Source organism: Chryseobacterium sp. Bi04, from assembly GCF_918698085.1.
GTDB lineage: Bacteria > Bacteroidota > Bacteroidia > Flavobacteriales > Weeksellaceae > Chryseobacterium.
Genome location: NZ_CAKKLP010000021.1, coordinates 24083 through 47232, shown reverse-complemented (window position 1 = coordinate 47232; position 23150 = coordinate 24083). Strand labels below are relative to the sequence as shown.

Below are 23150 nucleotides of genomic sequence, written 5' to 3'. Positions count from 1 at the left end.
CTGCTTTGGTTATATCAAAGTGTTCAACTAAAAACTCGGGAAGTAATAATTTAAGTAGTTCGTGATCGCTTAGCATAATACAAAGATAAGATTACTAAATATTCCCCCCAACTTTTGCTCCTGATCCCTCCTAACTCATTAGAACTTATATTGAAGTTCAATACTGAGATCCCTACGGGATGACAAGGGAGGTGGAGTATGATAAAGTAATGCCGGACATTGAATAGTTGATAGTGCTGTCAACCCTCAACTCATAACTCTCAACTCTTAACTCATCATTATTCTTTTTTGACTGATAACCTCCCTTATTTGCAAAATATCAGTGTTTGGATTAATTTATTGTAAATGTTATTCAAATATCACTGTTTTTTTGTTTTTTCAATTTTAAAATTATGTAACTTAGTCATAACCAAAATGACTACGAATTCTAAAATATGCATATTATGAAAAAACATTTACTCCCTCTATTTGTCTTGTTATTAGGTATGAATGTTCATGCCCAGCAAGATTTCTTTGCGATTACCGGAAAGGATACTCAGAGTATTAATTTTAATGACTTTAGGGTAATTGATCCTGCTAGTGGAATATCTGGTGAAAAAGTCTTTACAACCGAATCTTCTGCTAAAATATTTTCACAGACCAGAAAAAGTAAGATAACGGAAGATCGAAATTCTTCCCATAGTTCTCAGGCTGCAACGATGGCTGCACTAGCTTATAATTCTTCTAATAATAACTTAGTGTACATACCCATGTTCTCTTCAAATGTTTATATTCTAAACCCTGAAACTAAGGAAATTACTTTAATAGAAAACAGTATAGCAAAGGCTTCGTCCTGTGATATTAATTCCCATATAACGAGGATGGCTACAGGCTATGACGGCAATATTTATGCTGTAAATAATGCAGGAACACAGTTTTTACAGATCACAAATAAAAATGGACAATATGAAGTAAATGACCTAGGAATTATAAAAGATGACACCTCTAATGGTAAAAATTCATTTACCGCTATAGAAACCGGTTTTGGAGGAGATATGATTGCTGATACAGATAATAATTTCTATATTTTTGCAGCGTCAGGAAATGTTTTTAAAGTATCAATAAAAGAATTGAAAGCAAAGTTTATTGGTAAAATTGCAGGTATTCCCGATAACTATTCCGTAAATGGCAGTGCTGTGAATGCAAAAGGGAAAGTTGTTATTGCAAGTGCTAAAGGGGCTCCTTTATATGAAGTAGATCTGGGTACTTTACAGGCACAGCAGCTTCCAGGAGAACAAAATCTCCACATTTATGATTTGGCCAGCAAATATTTTGCTAATGATAAGGCATCTTCAGTGAATGTATTGGCTAATATTGATATTTACCCAACCAGAGTTAATGAGCATTATGTGAATGTTTATAGTAACAATAAGAATGTTAAAGGAAATATTCATTTTAATGTTTTTGATATGTCTGGTAAGAATGTGATGACACAAAGCCTGAATGTAAAAGAGGGCTCTTTACATGAAAAGGTATATTTCAAAAACCTAGTGAGTGGTGCCTATATTGTAAGTATTGTTGATACATCAGGAAAAATATTATTGAATAAAAAGATTTTGGTGACAGAATAAGTTTAATTTAAAGAAAGAACTTTTTCTGTCCATAAAAATAGGACCTTCTTAAATTAATTTGAGAAGGTTTTTTAATGATTATTTGATATTCGATAAGTTTTATCTTTCGATATTAAAATGTAATTTTATAAAAAAATATAGATGAAGCTATACTTTAATGTAGGGTATGTTGCAAAAGCCGGAGAAAATCTTCAATTGATTATTGGTGAGGAAGGAGCTGCGGTTCATATCCATACTATGTTTTATGCAGATAACGGATTATGGAAGTGTGAAGTAGATTATTTTTCTAAATCGATTTCCTACAAATACCAGCTTGTAGATGAAAAAAATAATGTTTTAAGAGAAGAATTTGTTTATCATCATCTTAATTTTCCGCATAATTATAAGGAGTTTATTATTTTCGATGAATGGAATAATAAAAATTTTCCTGAGCATTATTTAAATAATAAAATTCTATATAATAAGTTACATGGATTCGTTCCGGAGAAAGTAGCTGTCTTAAAAAAGCATACACATTTATTCAGGTTGGAAGCTCCTGTTTATAATCCTGACTGGAAAATTGTATTGTTTGGAAGCACAAAATCATTGGGAAGCTGGAATGTGGATAATGTTGTTCATTTATACCAAACTGACTTCGGAGTTTGGGAAGCCTCCGTTGAAATCCCGGAAAATGAATTTATTCAATTCAAATATTGCCTTTATGATATCAAAGAAAATAAGGTAATAGATGTTGAAACCGGTGATAACAGATTTACTGTAGCTAATTCTTTTACAGATGTTCTTCAGATAGTTTCCAACCATTATTTTAAATTCAAGGCATATCAGATGTATCATGATGCCGGAGTAGCAGTTCCTGTATTTTCTTTAAGAAGTGAAGAAGGATTTGGGGTCGGTGAGTTTTTGGATATTAAGAAACTAGCAGACTGGACAAAGGAAACTAACCTTGGAATTATTCAGATCCTGCCTATCAACGATACTACAGCGAATTATTCCTGGACAGATTCTTATCCTTATGCTGCAGTATCAGTATATGCACTGCATCCACAATATATATCACTCGAAAAACTGGATTTTCCATTACCGGAAAAATTAGTTGAGAATTATATTTCTGAAAAACAGACTCTTAATGCTCTTGAGCTTATTGATTATGAAAAAATGATCGTGGCTAAATGGAGATATCTGAAAGCCGTTTTCAGTACAGAAAAAGAAAATATTTATAAAGACCGCAGTTTCAAAAAGTTTATAAAAGAAAATGAATCCTGGCTGGTTCCCTATGCTGCATTTTGTGTGCTGAGAGATAAATATAAGACTCCTAACTTTAATGAGTGGAAAACTCACAAAAAATATATCGCTGGAAAAATCTTGCAGTTTTTTACTCCAAAAAGTAAAGACTATGATAATTCTATGCTTCATGCATGGGTGCAGTATCAGCTTCATAAACAGTTGAAAGATGCCGTTGATTATGCTCATAACCTTGGTATTTCTCTAAAAGGAGACCTTCCTATAGGGATTTACAGGTATTCTGTAGAAGCCTGGACAGAACCTGAATTATTCGGTATGGATTTTCAGGCTGGTGCACCACCGGATCAGTTTACAGAGCTTGGCCAAAATTGGGAGTTTCCAACTTATAATTGGGAAGCAATGAGAGAAGATGACTATAGGTGGTGGAAAAATAGGTTCAAAGCATTGGAGCAGTATTTTGATGCAATGAGAATTGATCATATTCTGGGCTTTTTCAGAATCTGGAGAATGCCGGTTTCTGCTGTACAGGGTATTTTAGGATATTTTTATCCGGCTGTTCCTATTGTTGCTGATGAATTTAAAGCCTGGCAGATTCCGTTTGATTTTGACAGATATTGTAAACCATTTATTAATAATCAGATCTTATGGGATCACTTTGGGGATAACAGTGGAAAAGTACTTGAATTTATTGATCGCAATCACGACGGAACCTATTCTTTTAAGGAAGAATTTAATACGCAGAGAAAGCTGGTAGATTTCTTTAAGAAACATCCGGGAGGTGCACTTGAAGAACAGCTGATTTCACTTTGTGCCAATGTTTTATTTTTAACGGAGGAAAGAAATGGTGAGCTGGTTTATCATCCGAGATTCAATGTATATCATACGGAATCATACAAATACTTGCCGGAATCTGAAAGGAAAGGTATTTATGATTTATACCATGACTATTTCTTTAGAAGACAAGACCATTTATGGTACGAGAAAGCAATGGAAAAACTTCCTGTAATCCTAAATGCCACCAAAATGCTGATTTGCGGAGAAGACCTTGGGATGGTTCCGGCATGTGTACCGGTGGTAATGGATGAACTTGGTATTATTGCCCTGAAAGTACAGCGTATGCCTTCAGAAAATATCCCATTCTATAATCCTAAAAATGCAGGCTATATGAATGTGGTTACGGCCTCTTCCCACGATAGTTCTACATTAAGGCAATGGTGGAAAGAAGATCCAGCTTTGACACAAAAGTACTATAACCAGCAATTAATCCAATATGGAAAAGCTTCGGAAGATCTGAACCCGGATCTTGCTGAGATTATTATGAAGCAGCATTTATACAATGATGCTATGCTGGCTATTTTCCCTATTCAGGAATTTTTTGCTACAGATGCAGAACTATCCAATGAAAATATGGACAACGAAAGAATCAATAATCCTGCTGTTTTTCCTCATTACTGGCGGTATAGAATGCACATAAAGCTGGAAGATCTAAAAGAAAAACAAGCTTTCAATGAAAAAATATCCAGATGGATAAAAGATAGTGGAAGAGTATAAATTTAACACCTGATTATCAGTTTGTTATAAAAATATTAAAAGAAGTTTAATCTTATGATTTAACTTCTTTTTTTTATTTGAATCAAAAAGATAGAATTAAGATATTCTGCTATATATTAACCAATTAACGACTATAGAGATGAAAAAAATATTTTTGGGATTAGCTTTGGGCTTTGGAGTCTTGACGGCAGCTCAGCAATATCCGAATAATGGTTGGGGAGATGATGGTTATTATCAGAATGGAGACGGCTATTATAGCAACGAAGATGACAGGAATTATTTTCCGGATGATTATTACTACAATTATCCTCAGGATTATTATCCTGGCGATTATTATCAAAGCTATTATAACGATTACAGAAATAGTATTATTAATATTGACTGGAACGGCTTTTTCGTACAGAACAGACTAAATCGCTGGCAGGTCGACCAGATTATGAGATTGAATAATCTGTATTCAAGTTTTACAACTTGGGATAATTTTTACAGATATAATCCGGACAGGTGGTATTATGACAGGTTTTATGCACTGGAAAGAATTTTAGGTCCGAGAGTCTTTGTAGTTTTCCAAAATAACTACTATCGTGGCTCAAGCCCAATTATTTATTTTCAGAATTACAGAAGAACGTACTATGCACCAAGATATACTGTAATGCCAAGATACAGGAATGTAAATATCAATATTTACAGAATGGACAGATCAAGATTCCGCAGAATGGATAATCCTACTTTTGATATCATCAGAAGAGACAGCAGACCCGACAACGGATTCAGAGGTCCTGTAAGAGATGGCAGCAATTCCGGAGGTTTCAGGGATAATGATAATTCCGGAGGTTTCAGGAGTAACAATGGAGGAGGATTCAGAGGTAACAGCGGTGAAGTCCGAAAAGAAAATAATGGTGGTTTTAGAGGTAGTTCCGACAATTCCGGAGGTTTTAGAAGTAATAATGGAGGAGAATTTAGGGGAAATAGCGGCGAAGCCAGAAAAGATAATAGTGGTGGTTTCAGAGGCAATAGCGGCGAAACCAGAAAAGAAAATAATGGCGGCTTCAGAGGAAATAGCGGAGGCTTTAGACAAAAGTCTGAAAGTTCTGCACCCCGTCAGCAAAACCGCAGTAATAGCGGAGGCTTTAGAGGCAGCTTAGTAAAGAATTAATAATTTTCATATATTATATTTAAGTGGTGTGAAGGGCAGGTTTTTATAATCTGTCCTTTTTTTTGTTGTTTTATTGATTTATTTTTATTAAAATTTAACATTATTTATGAATGTGTTAATTTAACTTGTGTTTTAATTGTTAATCCAAAAGATGTATAACAATTAATTAAAATTTTTAAAGATGAAAAAATTAGTTTTAGCAATAGCATTTATCGGAATGGGAAGTTTCGCAATGGCACAACAAACCAATCCTCAGGACAAAGAAGCAAGAAAAGCTGAAATGCAGCAGAAAAGACAACAAAAAGAACAGGAGCATCTATCACAAATGCAGAAAGACCTTAACCTTAATCAGTCGCAGGTAGCTCAAATAAAAGATCTTCATGAAAAAAGAAAGGCCGAAATGAAAGCTGACTTTGAAAAGAATAAGGATAACAGGCAAGCCAAGATGGATGAGAGAAAGGCTAAAAGAGCACAAATGGATGCCGATATGAAACAAATTCTTACTCCTCAGCAATATGATAAATGGCAGGCTGACAGAAAAGCTAAGATGGAGCAGAAAAGAGTAGCTATGAAAGATAGAAAAATGATGAATAAGCCGATGAATACAGCTACTCCTGAAGTGAAATAATAGTTTGTAATTGTAGTTTTTTAATGTGTAAAGGATGGAAATTTTTCCATCCTTTTTGTATTAATTTTCTGTAAAACTTTTGATTTCGGGCATTTATTCCCTATTTTTGGCTATAAATTTAATACTTATGGTTAGCGAAAAAATTGCAAAATTAATTAACGAACAAATTGCCCACGAACAATATGCTGCTCAATACTATCTTTCAATGTCTGCCTGGTTTTCAGGAAAAGATTTAGATGGAATTGCCAACTATTTCAGAGTGCAAAGCAAAGAAGAATTAATGCACGCGGATAAAATGTTTGATTATTTAAATGATGTAGGAGGAGAAATCATTATCGGGGAAATTGCAAAACCTCCACATGAGTTTGATAATGCAACAGATATTTTCGAGAAAGCATTGGCACATGAGAAAATTGTAACTAAAAGTATTTTCAATATTGTAAAGAATGCTAACGAAGAAGGTGATTTTGCAACAACGTCTTTCCTGCAATGGTTTATCAACGAACAGGTAGAAGAGGAAGCAAGTGCTTCGCAATACGTAACAAAGATTAAGATGGTTTGTGATAACCCATCTGCATTATATCTTTTCGACCAGGAATTAGCACAGAGAGTGTTTACTCCCAATCCGGCTGTTTAAGAATCAAATCTTTTCAAAAAATATAAAACTGCTTTTCAAAAGAATAGCGGTTTTTTTATACCATAAATTGTACAGGATGATTTATTTTATAATTGTATTCAACATTATATAGCTGCACATTGTTGCTGATATATATATGAAAAGAGAAATGACAGACAAAAGTTAAAAGAATAAATTAAGTCAAAATGATCACCCGAGCACTAAATATAGACTTCCGGTTCTTTATGATAGCGTTTTTTATTTAATTATTTGAAATATAGCCTGTTGAACTTTATCTTTTCTGTCTTTCCCTTTGTATTTTTACCGCTGCAATAAATGCTATGGCTGTTAATATCAAACTGCCAATGAGGGATTTTGCGATATTTTCTGTGGGCATATAGGGATGTCCGTCATCGGTTACCGGTGGATCTATATAATCTGCAATATTGTAAATGGTTACAGCAGAGAGTATCATCATAACAATACTTATAAGAGCTGAGATTAAATATATTTTCATGGTTAGTTATTGTCTTTTATCAATTCAAATACACGGCGGACTAATTTTTAATGAATAAAAATAATCAAACCTTTTGTATTTGTGACTTTTTTTAAGACAATTCTATTCTATTATCGCGAATAAAAGCATTATAGAGGTTTATAAATAGATGATTTGGGTTTTGAGAACCTTTTTACCCAGTTTTTCGAGAATGTTTTTATACCCTTCCACCTGAGCTTCATCTTTACTTTTTTGCTCTCCGGTTTTGAAATCTACAATGATATACCCTTCATTGCTTTTTAAAATACGGTCCGGCCTTAAAATAAAACTTTCTCCATGTTCTGAAATCATGATGTCTTTCTCATTAATTACTTCCCATTTCTCATCAAAGAACTCGGCGTAGGTTCTCACAATTTCCTGTAAAGTATCATGGATTTCATTTTTCTCCTCTAATGTAATCTGGCCTTCCAATGTATATCCTTCCAGTACTTTTGAAATATCTTTTTCCGTATTTATTTTTGAGAGAAGCTCGTGAACGAAAAGTCCTATTCTTACTTTTTCATTTCTTACCTGATAATTTTTTGATGGAGTGGCAATCTTTATGGAAGTAGTCTTTTCATTGACATTTTTCAGATCCTGAATATTTTGGGTTTTGAAAGGCGAGCTTTTTTCTTTAGAATACTTTTTTAGCATTTCAGGCTTTACTTCATACAGATCAAATTCATCAGCTTCATTCATATTCTTTGTTTTAATAAACTCTAAAAGCTCAAGATTGTTGGATGTTTTATTAGGCTTTTGAAGGTAGAAAAATAACTGTTCAACAGGTCTTGTAGTAGCAACATACTGAAGGCATAATCTGTCAATCAGGTTTTTATAGGAATTTTTTTTGTTGAATAACTGAATCTCACTGTCATAAGCTTCCAGATTTTTACTGAACTGGTTGATATTGACTGCTTTTAAAGATTCATTATCATGAGTATCAAACCAATTAGTAAACTCATTATCCCTGTTTTTGTTCATCATGGGAATAAAAACAATAGGGAATTCCAGTCCTTTAGACTTATGGATGGTCATGATCTGAATGGCATCAATATTCTCTGAAGCCTGAATAGTGTAAGAAGAGGCTTCCTCATCCCAGTATTTTAAAAACTCTTTTGTACTTACACCAGCAGTTTGGGTAAAATTAAAAAGCATTTCCATGAAGTTGAGCAGGAAATCGGTTTCTTTATTCTCAACGGAAAATTCATTGATATAATATTCTACAAAGTTGTAGAGATTAAATCTTGGAAAATTATCCTGCTTAAGCTGTAATGAATATTTTTGCTTAATAATCTCGAGGATCTCTTCATGGTTTTCAATATCCAGAATTTCTTTCATTTCCAGTGTGAAATCAGCCATATGAATTTTACCCAACGTATTCAGGTAATACATCATCATGATCAGACAGTGTTTATTCTTAGGATTTATCTCCCATCTCAGAAATTCAATAACAGCTTTTAGGGTGTTGGAAAGTTCCAATGTAAGCCCTTTATCGGAGATTGTTTTTATATTGGTCTCTTCACCCCGGTAATTTACTTTTAAGTTTCCAAGCTTCTGAGAATAGCTGAAAATATCAAAATTTCCACGGCAGAGAATGGTGATATCAGAAAATTTGAATCCATTATCCAGACATTCCTGAATATCTTTTCGCATTTTTTCAGAAGTATCATCATAAAATTCTTCGTTTGTGAGGTTTTCAATGAGGTTTACCTTTACCCTTCCATCCATTTGGGATTTTGGAGTTTGTTCGGCATCTGTTCCAAAGATATTTTGATGTTCCTCCTCCAGTTCTCCGGAATGGAAACGGTAGAGCTCATTGTTAAATTGTACAATATTTCTGGCACTCCTCCAGTTATCTTTTAAAACCAGAAGATCAGCCTCTTTAGGAGAGAATTCTTTCTTATTGATAATATCGAGCATCAGCTTACTTTCTCCTCCACGGAATCTGTAAATACTCTGTTTAGGATCTCCAACTAATGTAAAAGAAGTGTTTTCAGAAGATACACTATGGTCTCTTAACGGAACAAAGTTCTGCCACTGCAGCTCTGAAGTATCCTGAAATTCATCAAAAAAGTAATGCTGAAATTGTGAACCTACTTTTTCATAAATAAATGCAGAAGGTTCATCTTTAAGGTTTTCATTGATCAGAATATTGAATTTTGAGAGCAGCACCAGATCATTTTCTTCCTCAATCTTTTTGAGCTCATCCTGAATATCTTTATTAACTTTTAAAGGAAGAAGTGCCGAAAGTACTTTTTCTTTCTTTTGCGTTTCAATATACAGAAGAATAAGCTGCATCCTGTTATCAAGAAGCTGATCCAGGATCTCTACAATATCAGCTTCCTTATGTTTTGATTTTGAAGAAGCTCCCTTTCTGTAATTGTTGACTACAGATTCTTCCTGAGTAGTAGGAAAAGGAAATCCAGCTCTTTTCTGTTGATAAAAGTCGATAACTTTAAGAAAAAAGCCTCCAATCCCATTTTTTCCCTGGGCAAAATCTTCAACTTCAATATTTCTGGCCTTAAAGAGCTCAACAGATGTTGCAGCAAGCTCTGCAGCCTGTTTTTTATGAAGAACAATTTCTTTACGCAGTGTGTTTTTTATAGTGTCATAATTCGCATCATCAAAACTTTTGTTGTTTTTCAGATGTTCATAATGAATATCTTTCACAAATTCTTTCGCGGAGTCATACAGATTTTTGTTAAGATTAATCCTTTCATTGTTTTCAAGACTGTAATCTACATAATCCATGAAAGAATTGGAAATCGTTTCATTTTCACCAATCTGATCGAGCATTTTATCTACTGCCTCGATCAGGTAGGGCTCAGCTTCAATTTCAAGATTGAAATTTTTAGCCAGTCCCAATTCATAAGAAAAGCTTCTTACCAATCTTGAATTAAAACGGTCAATAGTCCCGATATTCAGTGTAGAATAATTATGAAGAATATAATCCAAAAGCTTTTTTGAACGCAGATGGAGCTCATCAATTGTAATTTTTAAGCCCTGCTCTGCAAAAGCTTTTTGAATATTTGTAAGATCTGCATTTTCGGTATAGCTACTGGCGGAAAAATTTCCCAGCCATGTCAAAATCCTTTCCTTCATCTCATTCGCTGCCTTATTGGTAAATGTCAGAGCGAGGATATTCCTGATCGATTGATGTTGATTAGGATAGCGGAGACAGATCATCAGCAGTCTCTGAACCAGAGCATATGTTTTCCCTGATCCTGCTGAAGCATTGATGACTGTATAAGAATTTTGCATTATAAAAAGTAGAATTGAAACTGCAAGTTAGCTAAAATTTAAAAGAAATTTTAACAATTCACTTCAGCTATTTAACAGTTTCAAGAGCAAAAACAGAAAAGAAATACTAAAAGGCGTTAACTGTGGTTAAACTTGTGGAATAATTTAAAAATAATTTTAGCTTTGCTTTATAAAAACAGCCTGTGAAACTCAAACTATTCTTTTTTTTATTTCTTATTTCTTCCATTACCATCAGTGCCCAAAGCTACATCTTCGGCAAAATAACTTCTGAGGGAAGTTCCGAAATACAGGACGTGAATGTGATCAATATCAGAACGGACGAAATGGTGCTCTCCAATAGTGACGGGCATTTTATGATTTCCGGAAAGGCTGGAGACGAACTACGCTTTATAAAACCAGGCTATGAGCGCTTAACCAGGATCGTATCTCAGGAAAATATACAATCTCCATTGAATATCAGTCTGGTGAGAGTTACCATACAGATTCCTGAAGTGGAAGTGAAGCAAGGTCTTACCGGAAATTTAAAAATAGATTCCAAAATATATAACAAACCTAAAAAGGTTGAAAAATTGTCTAAAGAAATAGATAAGTATATTGCCCAAAAATCTGACCCCAGAATATTGGCGGCAAGAGCAGGAGAGTTTGTACAGCCAAAAGGCGAAGGTTTTTCAATAGGAAAAGTAAAAGATCAATGGGATGATATCGATTTAATGAAATATCTCAAAGCGAGCCTGGGCGATGATTATTTCGCAAGCTTAAAAATAGATAAACCTCAAATTGACCATTTTATTTCTTATGTTCTTGCAGGTGGTTTTGAAAGAAAGAAAATTTTAAAATATGGCTTCTGCAGTGATGCTGATCTGAACAGGTTTCAGCGTTTTGTACTCACCAGAATATCATCATACCGGGCACCACAGACTCAAAAATAACCTATATGAAGACTTTTATTAAACTGTGCTGGATATTTTTATTTGTGGCCGGAAAATTATTCTCACAAGAGAATATAAAGGGGCAAATTACAGACGGCAGTACTGGAAATGTAAACCCTGTTTTAATAATCAATATTTCTGCTCAAAAAAGCTCCCTTAGCAGTATGTCTGGAGAGTTTGCCATTGAGGCAGCGGAAAATGATGAAGTCAGATTTGTAAAAGAAGGATACTACCGCTTTGAAAAGAAGATTACAAAAGAAGATTTAGCTTCACCGTTACATATCATTCTGAGAAGAATGGAAATACAGATTCCTGAAGTGGAGATCGCCTATAAGCCCACTGGAAATCTGGCAAAAGACTCTAAGTATTTAAGTGAATCCGGAAAATTGAAAGCTTTAAAATCTGATATAACAATGTATATGAAAAGCCCTCTCAATGAGCCTATGCCGGATAATAAGGTATCCAAAACATTTGCCGGACATGATTTTAATGCCGGTCAGGTAAATGTGGCAGGCGTTTTTAAAGCTATTTCAGGGATTATTAAGAAGGCTTCAAAACCGAAAATTACTAAAGCAGATTATAATGAAACCCAAAGCTTTCTTATCAGAGTAAAAAATGAAATCAGCCTTGACTTTCTGAAAAAATACGGTATGGATGAAGAGCAGATTAACAGATTCCTTCTTTATGCCAATAAGACCCGGCTGCTGGCAAAAAATTACAGAAAGGACTTTAAAAACGATGTGGTAGAATATGAATTAAGAGTGGCCTTTGGAGAATACCGGAAGCTGCATAAACTGGACAGCTGGGAAAAATAAACCTGATAAAACTTAAAATAAAAATTGGCTAATACTTTTGAGACTATAAATATTTTTTGGAGGAAAAGAGTTTTTCTTTTGTTTCTTTTCCTGTGTAATGCTCTGTTTTCCCAACAAATGATAACAGGAAAAATTGTTGATGACAGTAATGAAGATGTAAGCGGAGTAACGATTATCAATATGTCTACCGATAAAAAAGTATATTCCAATTCATTGGGAATGTTTTCTATTGAAGCATCTTCGAATGATGAACTCAGATTTGTAAAAGAAGGCTTCAGAAGACAGTCTAAAAGAGTTCTCACGGATGGAGTCAATTTTCAGTTGCTAATACGGTTTTTTCAGATTCCCAAAGAAATAGAAGAAGTAAAGATTGTAAAAAGACTGACGGGTGATCTTGAGCAGGATTCCAGAATTGTTGCTAAAGTAGACAAAGGGGAAATAGTTCGGGATGCAGTAGGTTTACCACAGCCTGTTGGAAAAATGAGGGAAAAGCCGGCAGAAGTGAAGCAGGTTCTGCTGCCTATACTTTTAGGAAACCTGAATGTTCAGGGAGCTTATGATCTGATAAGTGGCAAAGCACGAAAGCAAAAAAGACTGTACAGATATGACGATTTACAGGAGCACATTGCCTGGATTAGAGATAGAGTGGAAAATGACTATTTTACAAAAGCCGGAATTCCGGAAGATAGAATATCTGAATTTATAGAATTCTCATTCGTTGCCAAACCTCAGGTGCGTACCTATGTAAAAGCGAAAAATCTATCGGGAGTTCTGCTGAGGCTGGAAGAAACTATTCCTTTGTATGTTGAGAGGCTAAAGAAGAATGGGAAATAGTGTTAACAAAATCTTAAAATATTGGAATGGAAATTGATGCATTACTGATATAAAATAAATCAAATCCACAAATCTTATGAATAAAAATAATATTGCAGTAGCAATAGGGGCTTTAGGTTTTGTAATAGGGCTTGGCTTTTTAGGAAATGCCATCAAAAATAGAAATAGATCTGAAAATACAATCTCGGTTACAGGGTTGGGAACAAAACAGTTTGTTTCCGATCTTATTACCTGGTCCGGAAGTTTTTCCAAAAACAATATGGATCTTAAATCAGCGTATGATGAATTGGCTCTGGATAGAAAGGTGATCAATGATTATCTTCTTTCAAAAGGAATTAAACAGGCTGAAATTGTATTTTCATCGGTAGATATTCAGAAGCAGTTTAGAAGTTATAATGACTCCAATGGCAATTATGTACAAGGCGAGTTTTCGGGTTATAACCTGACTCAAAAGGTTTCTATTGAAAGTAAGGAAGTAGCAAAAATTGAAAACCTTTCCAGAAATATTACCGAAATTATCAATCGTGGAATTGAATTTACCTCTTCTTCACCTTCTTATTTTTACACCAAGTTAGCTACTGTAAAGCAGGAAATGATTGCCAGTGCAACAAAAGATGCTAAAGAACGGGCCGAAAAAATTGCCGAGAACTCCGGCAGCAGTCTGGGGAGCCTTAAGAAAGCAACAATGGGAGTTATTCAGATCACAGCTCCCAATTCCAATGAAGATTATTCATATGGCGGAACTTTCAATACTTCTTCCAAAGATAAAGAAGCCAGTATTACCATAAAACTGGAATATCAGGTGAATTAGAAACATCAGTTGCGGGAATCCTTTTAGCAGTCTATAATCAATATAAAAATAAACGCCGGAAATATTCCGGCGTTTTATATGTTAAGGATATACAATATCACAAATTTCATTTTTCAACTCGTCTACATTCTCCGGAGCATAGTTGGCAAGCAGCCATAGATGTAAAGACTGTTTCCCTTCACCATAGCTGGGCTGTATGTGGCTGTTATCAATCAGGCTGAAACTGTTTCGTTGATAGAAAGAATAACGGCGCTGGGCATCCTCACTTAAATCCGCAGGTTCAATTTCCAGAATGATTTTAGGGTATGTCTCCAATAGATGTTCTATAATATGAGAACCCAGTTTTTTACTTCTGAACGTTTCAAAAACTTCAAAATGTTCTACGAAAACAAAAGAGCTCATTTTCCATAAGATGAGATAGCCAATGGCTTCAGATTCGTGAAAAACAGACATTATTTTTGTCTGTGGGTTTGAAAATAGATCCAGAAACTGTTCTCTATCTCTTTGTTCGTCTACAGGAAACGTACTGGTATAAGAATTATAGATTTCCTGAACTCTATCATCCTCAGCATTAATAATCGGTAAAAATTCCATAATTATAAATCAAAAACGCTTGGTCTTCTTGTAATAAAAATATCTTTAATCCACAAAGTAAATGCCAATCCCAAATAAATAAGGAAGAAAAATCCGGCGGTAGCAAAAGTAGAGTAGATGAAGAAAACCCTTAATTTAGATACAGGTATTCCCAGTTTAGCGCCCGTTCTTGTAAGAACACCAAACCATTCTCTCTCCATTTTATGACGAATATTACTCAGCATTTCAAGATTCTTTTAGTAGTTTAAATCCAATACTGCAATTTAAGCAATTTTTTTCTTCGCATAGATGTTTGTAGTGATAAATCAGGCTCTGGCTTTCCAAAGCATTTTTTATATGGAGACCCAGATTTTTCCATCCCGTTATCACGGAATTTTTCTCTGCCGTAATATGACTGTAGAATCCCAGAATTTCATCGGCTATTTCTTCATTATGATACCTGTGGTAAGCATATTTTACCGGAAGTACAGTATTTAAAATAAGGAGATCAATAAAATCCTTACTCAACATTTTTGGAGTAGGTTTTGAAATGGTTCCAAAATTGAAATGACAGTCCCAATATTCCGAAGCTTTTACAGGCTGAAAAATCTCATAAAGCTGATCAGGATTTTTAATACTGATTATTTTTGAAAATAAATTCTGGTGTCTGTTGTAAAGATCAGCCAATTGAGAAAGTCGGATTGTTGGAAAGTTAGGAGGTCTTAATCTTAAAAACTTGGGATGTAGTTTTACATCGGATAGCATAAACTTGGCTGTAAGAAAATCAAATTCTCTTTTCCATATTTTCATCTGTCCGTCCAAAGGAACATCAAGCCATCCCGAAACTCCGAAGAATAAAGCTTCAAGCTGCAAATGATTCTGCCGGATTTTATTAATGATACTGAAATCAATACTTTCTGCAATTTGTCTGAAAATATAAGCATTCACTTTTAACCCAAAAGAATAGGCAAGGCTGTGGAATAAAACAGCTTCGAAATTATTCTTGTAGTGTGATAAGTTATGCTCAAGCTCAAGGGATTTTTCGTCCAGTTTTTTCAGAATATTTCCTTCGTGAAAATGAACAGGGATCTTGTTGCGGTCAAAAATTTTTTCACAGGCTATGAACTGGTTGCCATCAATGAATTTTTCATACTTACCTATTATATTTTCATCAATATAGCTGCTCAGCTCTAAGGTAGGTACGTTTTTGTCAGTATGTTCACTGATTTCCAGGTCATGCTGGAAAACAACATGAAGTATGATATTCTGGTAATTGGGATCTGGAGAGTGGTTGTGGAAAATCCAGTCAGATGAGCGGACGTGAAGTTCTATATTCCCGGCTATAACCAAGCCATTAGTCTTGATTTTGGCATCCAGAAAATCGGGACCTGCATCTTTATTCCACTTTCCAAAATTGATGATTTCAACGGAATTCCCTTCAATATCCTTGAAGTCAAAATTATTGAAAACCTTATAGTTCCAAAGATATTGAAGTAGTTTTTCTGTCATTAATTAATAGCACTAGGCTAGGTTGGTCATTTATGTTTTTTTACTTCTTAACACTGAAGGTACTTATAACGGCTTTATGATCTGTCGGCCAATTGTTCTGTGGTGCTAAGAAAATATCATGTTCCGTTTCTTTAACTTTCTGTCCTTTAACAATGCTTGTATCTGGACCCAGAATAGCGCTTTTATCAACTGAAATTCTACGATCAGCATAATAATAGACGAAATCTATCCTGTCTCGTTCATCTGCATCTAGAGCCCAACTGTTCTGTGCAGGCCACGTAAATCCCGGATATTGAAGTTCATCAGGATACACTTCTCTGTAGCTATCTCTAAAGCCATTTTTGTATAATGTGGTTGATGAATTCCAGGGAGCTACAATACCTCTGTGGTCGTAAAGGTTTTTAGTTGATTCTGTCCAATCCAAATGAGAAGCTTCATTAAAATCTCCTCCTAATATGATGATTCTTTTCTTTGCAATATCCTCTTTTGCTGCTTCAAGAAATGCTTTTATAGCCACCTGCCTAGTAGAGCTAAGATCCATATTCATGATTTGAGTGAGATCTGTAATAGGTGCTGGAAGCTTGTTAAAGTTGTTTCCATCATATCCGCGAGGCAGATAAACTGCATAATGGGTATAATCCAGATGAGCGGAATACACAGCGATTTCCTGTCCTTTAATTTCAGTAACCAATTTATGCATGCTGTGAATGGCATTGTCCTTACTGAACTCTTTTATAGGGTATTTGCTTAGAATAGCAGTGTCATAACTTGAAAAGGAATAATATTTTACTCCCTTTTCGTCTAATGCCTGCAGTATTCTTTTGTAAAAAAGGGTATTATTATAGTTTCTCACCTCTGACATTGTAACAAAATCAGGATTATGAGCCGCAATCTCATTGACAATTGCATCAAAGCCTCCGGGCACTTGTGTCCCTTCCTGCCATACATTGAACTGCATCACACTGAAACTGAAATTAATGTTAGAATTTTCAGTTTCTCCTGTTTGGCTGCAGGAAGGTATAAAGCTCATAAAAATGAAGCTGATTATTATATTTTTTAAAGTAATTAAAACAGTTCTTTTTTTCATCATTGATTTTTTTTAAACAAGTAAAAACAATTAAAATGTTTTTAACTACACTCTCAAATGTAAAATTTATTTGAATACAAAAAAACAAATTTCTCTGTTTAGAGAAATTTGTTATATTAATAAAATTTATTGAATGAAATTTTAAATTTCTAATCGTGTTTTGTGATCTTTTTTTTTAAAATTCTGATATATCTACAAAAGAATATTCAGGGGATTTTAAAGTTGATGAAGAAATCATAAAAGTAAAAGACCCAGATAAACATCTGAGTCTTAATTCTATTGATATCATAATCTTATAAAAAAACTATACTTTCGTTAGCTCTTTCTTAAAATTTTCTATGGTTGTTCTGTACATTTCTTCATATATAGGAAGAATGTTTTTCAAATCGAATTTTATAGCCTGTTCTTTCGCATTTTCCTTCATTTGAGATAAAAGATCGTCGTTACTCAATAATTTGATCGTATAGTTGCTCATAGCTTCCACATTTCCGATTTCTGCTAAATAACCGGTTTCACCCTGAATATTTACTTCAGGAATTCCACCTGCATTGGAGCTGATGACAGGTGTATAGGCTGCCATCGCTTCAAGAGCTGCCAAACCAAAGCTTTCCTGCTCCGAAGGAAGTAAAAATACATCTGAAAGCTGTAATATTTTATAAAGATCATTTACTTTACCTAAAAGACGTATTTTGGAGATAAGATCGGGATTTTCTTCCAGGAATTGGTTTACTTTTTCCATATCAGGACCTTCTCCAATGATGATCAGTTTTGACTTTACCTTTTTATTTACGTTTTTAAAAATCTGAAGTACCTCTTCTACACGTTTTACCGGACGTAGGTTTGAGACATGGATCAGTATTTTTTCATCCGGATTTGCAAACTGTGTTCTTTGGCATTCCGAACAGTCATCGAATTCAGAATTATCAATGAAATTGGTAATAACCTGTATTTCCTTTTTAATATTAAAAAACTGAAGGGTATCCTTTTTCAGACTTTCGGAAACTGAGGTAATAGCATCGGATTGATTGATCGAAAACTCTACAGCATGTTTATAACTCGGATGCTGGCCCACAAGGGTTATATCTGTTCCGTGAAGGGTTGTTACCAATGGAATATCATTATTATCCTCACGAAGCATTTGCTTAGCGGTAAAAGCTGCATAGGCATAAGGAATAGCATAATGAGCGTGAAGCAAGTCGAGCTTATAAAGATTGACAACCCGGTAGATCATAGAGCTTAACGCAATATCATAAGGCTGATATTGGAAAAGGGGATAGGTTTGAACATTTACCCTATGAAAGAAAATATTGGGATTGGTAATATCTAATCTTGCAGGAAGTGCAGAACTGATAAAATGTACTTCATAGCCTTTATTGGCAAGTGACATTCCCAGCTCTGTTGCTACAATTCCGCTTCCACCATATGTTGGATAGCAAAGTATGCCTATTTTCATTGGATTATTGTTGTTTTGATGTTGTTAAAGATAAAGTAGGGTTAAGATCTATACCCATTCCTGGTTTTAATTGGTCATTGACCAGTACAGGAAGTCTTCCCCATATTTTTGTTTTTCCGTTCAAAGCATCGGCTGCTGTATTCATAGAATCATCATTGTTTTCATAAGAAACAAGAACCGTAGATACCTTTGAAATATCAATGTCTTTTAAAGCATAAGCACTTCCAAATACATTGAGGATTACACGTTGATTTTTTGTGAGGTCAGCAAGAACTTTTTTTGATTCTGCCGATATTTTGTAAGGCTTATAAGCCGTAGAATTGTCCTTATGGAAACCTACAACTACAGTAGAACCTGCCGGAATTGTATTGATTTCGCTTGCCTTTTTTATAATAAGATTCGATCCTATTCTATTGGCAAAAGTTTGGTAAGGAGCTTCTTCCAGCGGAATATAATAAATTTGTTTTCCGGTGACAGGAAGAAGTTTTTGATCATCTTTTAATAAAGTTAATGCATTGGAATATAAATTCTGAACTAGTGTTTTGTGAGAATCATTATTCAGATCAGCATTGATATTATCAGGACTTTTGGGAGTGTATTGAGTCAGTCCTAAAAAATATTTTGTAAGCAAAATCTTCTTTACACTTTCTTCCACCCGGGATTGAGGGATTTCTCCTTTATCTATAGCTTTTTGAATCAGTTTTTTACCTTCAGAAACGCCCTGTGAGAAAAGCATAATGTCATTTCCTGCGCTGAAGGCCATGGCATCCAGTTCTCCCGGTTTATATTTATTGGCTACAGCACCCATATTGAGGGCATCTGTGATGATTAATCCTTTATAGCCTAATTGGTCTTTCAATAAACCTGTAATGATATTTTTAGAGACAGAAGCAGGAATTCCTTTTCCTGATTCTAAACTCGGAACATACAAATGAGCAACCATCACGCCACCGATTCCTTTATCCATCAGCGCTTTGAATGGTGCTAATTCTATAGTATTAAGCCTGCTGAGGTTATGAGAAACAACGGGAAGATCAAGGTGTGAATCTGTATTGGTATCTCCATGTCCCGGGAAATGTTTGATCGCAGCCAATATATTGTTGTCCTGAAGACCATTAGAATAGGATAGAGCAGATCCAATCACATTATTGACTTCTGATCCAAAGCTTCTGTTACCAATGATAGGATTGTTTGGATTCGTATTAACATCCACTACCGGGGCAAAATCCCAGTTAATACCCATCCTGTGGCAATCTTCTGCAATTTTTGCAGACATCTGGTAAATTAAATTCTTATCCTGTATTGCTCCTAATGTCATAGCCCAAGGGAATTTGTGGGCAGTTGCTATTCTTTGGAACAGTCCCCACTCAGCATCCATTCCGATCATTAACGGAACTTTGGACTTCTGCTGAAACTCATTGACAAGGTTGATTTCTCTGGCTGCATCGTCCTGCATTAAGATCAAACCACCTATTTTATCAGCTGTAACAATATTTCTTACCTGATTGATATAATCCTCTCCTTTATTAGTATATAATGCAACAATAAAGAGTTGTCCCAGCTTTTCATCCTGAGAAAGATTTTTATACGTCTTTTCTACCCATTGCTGTGCCTTTTTCAAATCTTCCGGAGATGCGTTTTTAGGCTGATACTGGGCATTCATCTTTGGGCTTATCAGTGCTACAATAAAGAGTGAAGTATATACTATTTTCTTCATGACTTTTTGAATAAGAACAAAAATACAATTAAAAAAACGACGAAAACAATGTTTTTTTAATTTTTGGTATATGATTTGAATACGCAATATAAATAATAACTAAACTTTAAATAGAAATGAAAAAAATTCTTCCATTTATATTACTAGCCGGAATTGGGTTTTTGTCTTACAGCTGTGATAACAAAGATGATGTTGTCGTACAAAATACTGCCAATGCTCAGATAAAAGATGTTACAGGTACATTTAACAGCAGTAATAATTTTGCATTCAAACAAGGTATTGCTATTCAGAATACGGATGTCGTGTTGGTATATAGAGATGCCGGAGGTGCATGGCAGCAGATTCCTAAGACTGTAGTTTTAGATAATGTAACGGGTATGCCTACCAACAGGGTATTTGAATATAATTTTGTTTTCGATACTCAGAATGTACAAGTAAGAGTAGAAAATGAAAATTTTGACTTAACCAATGGTACAACTTCCGGTGAGAAAAATGACTGGTTAAATAATCAAAGATTCAGAATTGTATTAGTTCCTGCTGTTTCAGGTAATAATCTAAAATCAGCAAATGCTACTCCACCTGTAGATTATAGCGATTATAACGCAGTGGTAAAATATTACAATCTTAATGATTCTAATGTTTCATCTACAAGAGTAAATTAAGAAATATCTTTTCAGTTTTTTATAATTAAAGAAAGCTCCGGGAGAAATTCCGGGGCTTTTGATTTATATAAAAGGAGAATCAACTGTAATAGGATGAAGCCCATTCTATAACTATTTCTTTTTTGTTGGCAGAAGCACTTCAAAAAAGGTACAGAGCCTCATGTGATGAAAGCAAGGTTATGTATTAGAAAACAAAAAAGCTTCAGATAAGAACCTGAAGCTTGTCATGTATTAATTATCATTGTCATCCAGAAGATGTCCAAAGAAATCTTTTTTAGTCTGTAGATAACCTTTACTTATTTCGTTAGCCGGAATTTGTAAAGGAATCCGCGAATTAAGATGAATATTACTGTCTACTACATATTTTACCTTTTCAGGGTTATTAGTAAGCAGGTTGATATCTTTTACGCCCAATAAATTAAGGATTTCAATAGCTACTCCGAAGTTTCTGTCATCAGCAGGAAGTCCTAGTTCAAGGTTGGCCTGAACGGTGTCAAGACCTTTTTCCTGTAGTGAGTAAGCCTTCAGCTTATTGATTATTCCAATATTTCTGCCTTCCTGACGAAGATAGACGATAATTCCTCCATTTTCATGGGTATATTTCATAGCAGCATCTAATTGTTGGCCGCATTCACATTTTTTTGAATGGAAAACTTCTCCTGTAATACATTCTGAATGGAAACGCACATTAACAGGTTTTGAAAAATCTGTGTTTTCTGCGATAATAGCCATGTGAGGCATCCAGTCGTTTTCATTTTCAGAGAAAGCTATCATTCGGAAATTGCCGTGTTCTGTAGGAACATTGGCCTCCGCCTGAGTTTTAATCATTAATAGTTAATTGTTTTAACTTCCTGGTAAAGCATCTTCAATCACAGAAATATTGGTTTTTAAACGAACCAGGTATCTGTTGAGAACCTCATCATCATCTCTATCAAGATTTTGTCTTTGCTTTTGTATTTTCTTATATGATTTTTCGAAGCTTTTAAGGGCTCTGCTCTTTCCTGCAGAGTTGTTGGCATCAATAGCATATAAATAATTTTGAAGGCTGTATTTCAAGCTTGTTATTTCATCATTCAACCCATTGCTTTTAAATTTAGGAAAGGTTGAAATTATATTTGAAATTTCAGAAGCGTTTATATTTTCCTTGATATTGATGTTGAAACTCTTTTTTGAGCCTCTGTCCGAATCAGAACCTTTTGTTTCACTATAAAAATTATTCGACAGCGGGGAAAGATTAAGTTTTTCCGTTGCGCAGGAAGAAGTTATTATTATAATGAGTACTCCAAAAAAAAATCGTTTTTTCATTTCTGTTGCCCTTTTTGATAAAGGATTGGATTAAGACTTTCATCGTTATACATTTTCATTTGTTTGTAAACTTTCATCTTAATATTACCGTTTTCAATGTCAGCAAGCAACTGATCTATGGAAGTTGATAGATCTTCTTTCTGAGTAAGCAATATATCCAGTTTGGCCTGGCAATTTTTTCGATGCTCGTCAGAAGCAGATTCTCTATTCGCTTCCAGTGACATATGATAAACCTTTAGTGCAAGAATTGATAATCTGTCTACTGCCCAAGCGGGAGTTTCGGTATTTATTTTTGCTTCAGGTTTAGGAGTTATATTTTCAAATTTTCTAAGGAACCAACTGTCAATATATTCTACCAGATCAGTTCTTTTCTGATTGGAGGCGTCTATTGTTCTCTTCAATTGAAGAGCTTCAGCCGGATCGATATTTTCATCTCTAATTATATCTTCCAAATGCCATTGAACGGTATCAATCCAGTTCTTTGCATACAAAATCCGTTCCAAACTATCTATTTCGAACGGGTTATTAATTAGAGAGTTAACGTTATCAGACACGTGATAGTCTTCAATACATTGATTGAAGACTTTCCATGCAGTCTCAGTGAAATTCATTAATCGTAAGGAATATTAGTTACTGGAAGAATTATTGTTTGTAGAAGAAGTTTTATTTTCAGAACCTGGTTTATCTTCTTCTTTTACCGCATCTTTAAATTCTTTGATTCCTGAACCTACTCCTCTCATTAATTCCGGAATTTTCTTTCCTCCAAATAGTAATACCAAAAGTATTGCTACGATAAGGATATGTTGCCAAGATAAGGCTAGTATTGTTATTGTATTCATCTCTTAAAATTTTTACA

Annotated in this window: 22 protein-coding genes; 10 read left to right on the top strand and 12 right to left on the bottom strand. The window is 34.5% G+C overall.

The annotated features are described in order from the left end of the window. Window positions 1-443: 443 nt before the first annotated feature. The 5 genes from LQV47_RS21605 to LQV47_RS21585 all read left to right on the top strand — a co-directional run bounded on the left by LQV47_RS21605 (window position 444) and on the right by LQV47_RS21585 (window position 6824). Entirely contained in the window at window positions 444-1610 is a 1167-nt protein-coding gene (locus LQV47_RS21605; RefSeq protein ID WP_230041193.1) for a T9SS type A sorting domain-containing protein, read from the top strand. A 141-nt stretch (window positions 1611-1751) separates the two neighbouring features. After that, window positions 1752-4403: a 4-alpha-glucanotransferase gene (locus LQV47_RS21600; RefSeq protein ID WP_230041192.1), complete on the top strand. Its 2652-nt coding sequence runs from the start codon at window positions 1752-1754 to the stop codon at window positions 4401-4403. A gap of 139 nt (window positions 4404-4542) precedes the next feature. Beyond that, on the top strand, window positions 4543-5559 hold the full coding sequence (locus LQV47_RS21595; RefSeq protein ID WP_230041191.1) for a hypothetical protein: 1017 nt from the start codon (window positions 4543-4545) through the stop codon (window positions 5557-5559). Window positions 5560-5740: 181 nt separating this feature from the next. After that, window positions 5741-6187 carry a hypothetical protein gene (locus LQV47_RS21590; protein WP_230041190.1) on the top strand — a complete coding sequence of 149 codons (447 nt, stop codon included), beginning with the start codon at window positions 5741-5743 and terminating at the stop codon, window positions 6185-6187. Window positions 6188-6314: 127 nt separating this feature from the next. After that, window positions 6315-6824 carry a ferritin gene (locus LQV47_RS21585; RefSeq protein ID WP_209804726.1) on the top strand — a complete coding sequence of 170 codons (510 nt, stop codon included), beginning with the start codon at window positions 6315-6317 and terminating at the stop codon, window positions 6822-6824. A gap of 271 nt (window positions 6825-7095) precedes the next feature. Here the strand turns inward: LQV47_RS21585 and LQV47_RS21580 are convergent, their stop codons facing one another. Together LQV47_RS21580 and LQV47_RS21575 are read right to left on the bottom strand one after the other, a co-directional pair. Then, window positions 7096-7320, bottom strand: coding sequence for a hypothetical protein (locus tag LQV47_RS21580; protein WP_230041189.1), 225 nt, complete (start codon window positions 7318-7320; stop codon window positions 7096-7098). 138 nt (window positions 7321-7458) lie between these two features. Further along, window positions 7459-10599 carry a UvrD-helicase domain-containing protein gene (locus LQV47_RS21575; RefSeq protein ID WP_230041188.1) on the bottom strand — a complete coding sequence of 1047 codons (3141 nt, stop codon included), beginning with the start codon at window positions 10597-10599 and terminating at the stop codon, window positions 7459-7461. Between the two features lie 182 nt (window positions 10600-10781). Between LQV47_RS21575 and LQV47_RS21570 the strand changes: the two genes are divergently transcribed. The 4 genes from LQV47_RS21570 (at window position 10782) to LQV47_RS21555 (ending at window position 13988) form a co-directional block, all read left to right on the top strand. Continuing rightward, a complete protein-coding gene (locus LQV47_RS21570) occupies window positions 10782-11528 on the top strand; it encodes a hypothetical protein (protein WP_230041187.1) in 747 nt (248 codons plus the stop codon). Window positions 11529-11533: 5 nt separating this feature from the next. Beyond that, on the top strand, window positions 11534-12343 hold the full coding sequence (locus LQV47_RS21565) for a hypothetical protein (RefSeq protein WP_230041186.1): 810 nt from the start codon (window positions 11534-11536) through the stop codon (window positions 12341-12343). A 117-nt stretch (window positions 12344-12460) separates the two neighbouring features. Beyond that, entirely contained in the window at window positions 12461-13177 is a 717-nt protein-coding gene (locus LQV47_RS21560; protein WP_230041185.1) for a carboxypeptidase-like regulatory domain-containing protein, read from the top strand. Window positions 13178-13253: 76 nt separating this feature from the next. Continuing rightward, window positions 13254-13988: an SIMPL domain-containing protein gene (locus LQV47_RS21555; RefSeq protein WP_230041184.1), complete on the top strand. Its 735-nt coding sequence runs from the start codon at window positions 13254-13256 to the stop codon at window positions 13986-13988. A gap of 81 nt (window positions 13989-14069) precedes the next feature. Here LQV47_RS21555 and LQV47_RS21550 read toward each other — a convergent pair whose 3' ends face one another. From LQV47_RS21550 to LQV47_RS21525, 6 genes are all read right to left on the bottom strand, one after another. Further along, a complete protein-coding gene (locus LQV47_RS21550) occupies window positions 14070-14582 on the bottom strand; it encodes a GNAT family N-acetyltransferase (protein WP_230041183.1) in 513 nt (170 codons plus the stop codon). A 2-nt stretch (window positions 14583-14584) separates the two neighbouring features. Beyond that, the gene (locus LQV47_RS21545; protein ID WP_047494723.1) at window positions 14585-14806 is read right to left on the bottom strand and encodes a PspC family transcriptional regulator; all 222 of its coding nucleotides are present in this window, start codon (window positions 14804-14806) and stop codon (window positions 14585-14587) included. 1 nt (window position 14807) lies between these two features. Next, on the bottom strand, window positions 14808-16070 hold the full coding sequence (locus LQV47_RS21540; protein WP_230041182.1) for a DUF2851 family protein: 1263 nt from the start codon (window positions 16068-16070) through the stop codon (window positions 14808-14810). 40 nt (window positions 16071-16110) lie between these two features. Continuing rightward, a complete protein-coding gene (locus LQV47_RS21535; RefSeq protein ID WP_230041181.1) occupies window positions 16111-17160 on the bottom strand; it encodes an endonuclease/exonuclease/phosphatase family protein in 1050 nt (349 codons plus the stop codon). Window positions 17161-17461: 301 nt separating this feature from the next. Continuing rightward, window positions 17462-18610, bottom strand: a complete 1149-nt coding sequence (bshA, locus tag LQV47_RS21530; protein WP_047494729.1) for an N-acetyl-alpha-D-glucosaminyl L-malate synthase BshA — start codon at window positions 18608-18610, stop codon at window positions 17462-17464. Between the two features lie 4 nt (window positions 18611-18614). Further along, a complete protein-coding gene (locus tag LQV47_RS21525) occupies window positions 18615-20327 on the bottom strand; it encodes a glycoside hydrolase family 3 N-terminal domain-containing protein (protein ID WP_230041180.1) in 1713 nt (570 codons plus the stop codon). Between the two features lie 116 nt (window positions 20328-20443). On the opposite strand from LQV47_RS21525, the gene LQV47_RS21520 reads away from it, so the two are divergent. Further along, window positions 20444-20989, top strand: a complete 546-nt coding sequence (locus LQV47_RS21520) for a hypothetical protein (protein WP_230041179.1) — start codon at window positions 20444-20446, stop codon at window positions 20987-20989. Between the two features lie 231 nt (window positions 20990-21220). Here LQV47_RS21520 and ribA read toward each other — a convergent pair whose 3' ends face one another. Genes ribA through LQV47_RS21500 form a run of 4 tightly spaced genes read right to left on the bottom strand, consistent with a single transcriptional unit; the run spans window position 21221 to window position 23133 of the window. Beyond that, window positions 21221-21817 (bottom strand): GTP cyclohydrolase II, encoded by a 597-nt coding sequence (gene ribA / locus LQV47_RS21515; RefSeq protein WP_230041178.1) that lies wholly within the window; start codon window positions 21815-21817, stop codon window positions 21221-21223. Between the two features lie 15 nt (window positions 21818-21832). After that, window positions 21833-22294: a hypothetical protein gene (locus LQV47_RS21510; RefSeq protein ID WP_047494916.1), complete on the bottom strand. Its 462-nt coding sequence runs from the start codon at window positions 22292-22294 to the stop codon at window positions 21833-21835. Continuing rightward, complete coding sequence (locus tag LQV47_RS21505; RefSeq protein ID WP_230041177.1) at window positions 22291-22905, bottom strand: DUF4254 domain-containing protein; 615 nt, start codon at window positions 22903-22905, stop codon at window positions 22291-22293. The genes LQV47_RS21510 and LQV47_RS21505 overlap by 4 nt, the downstream gene beginning before the upstream one ends. A 15-nt stretch (window positions 22906-22920) precedes the next feature. Further along, complete coding sequence (locus LQV47_RS21500) at window positions 22921-23133, bottom strand: twin-arginine translocase TatA/TatE family subunit (RefSeq protein ID WP_209804713.1); 213 nt, start codon at window positions 23131-23133, stop codon at window positions 22921-22923. Window positions 23134-23150 lie beyond the last annotated feature (17 nt).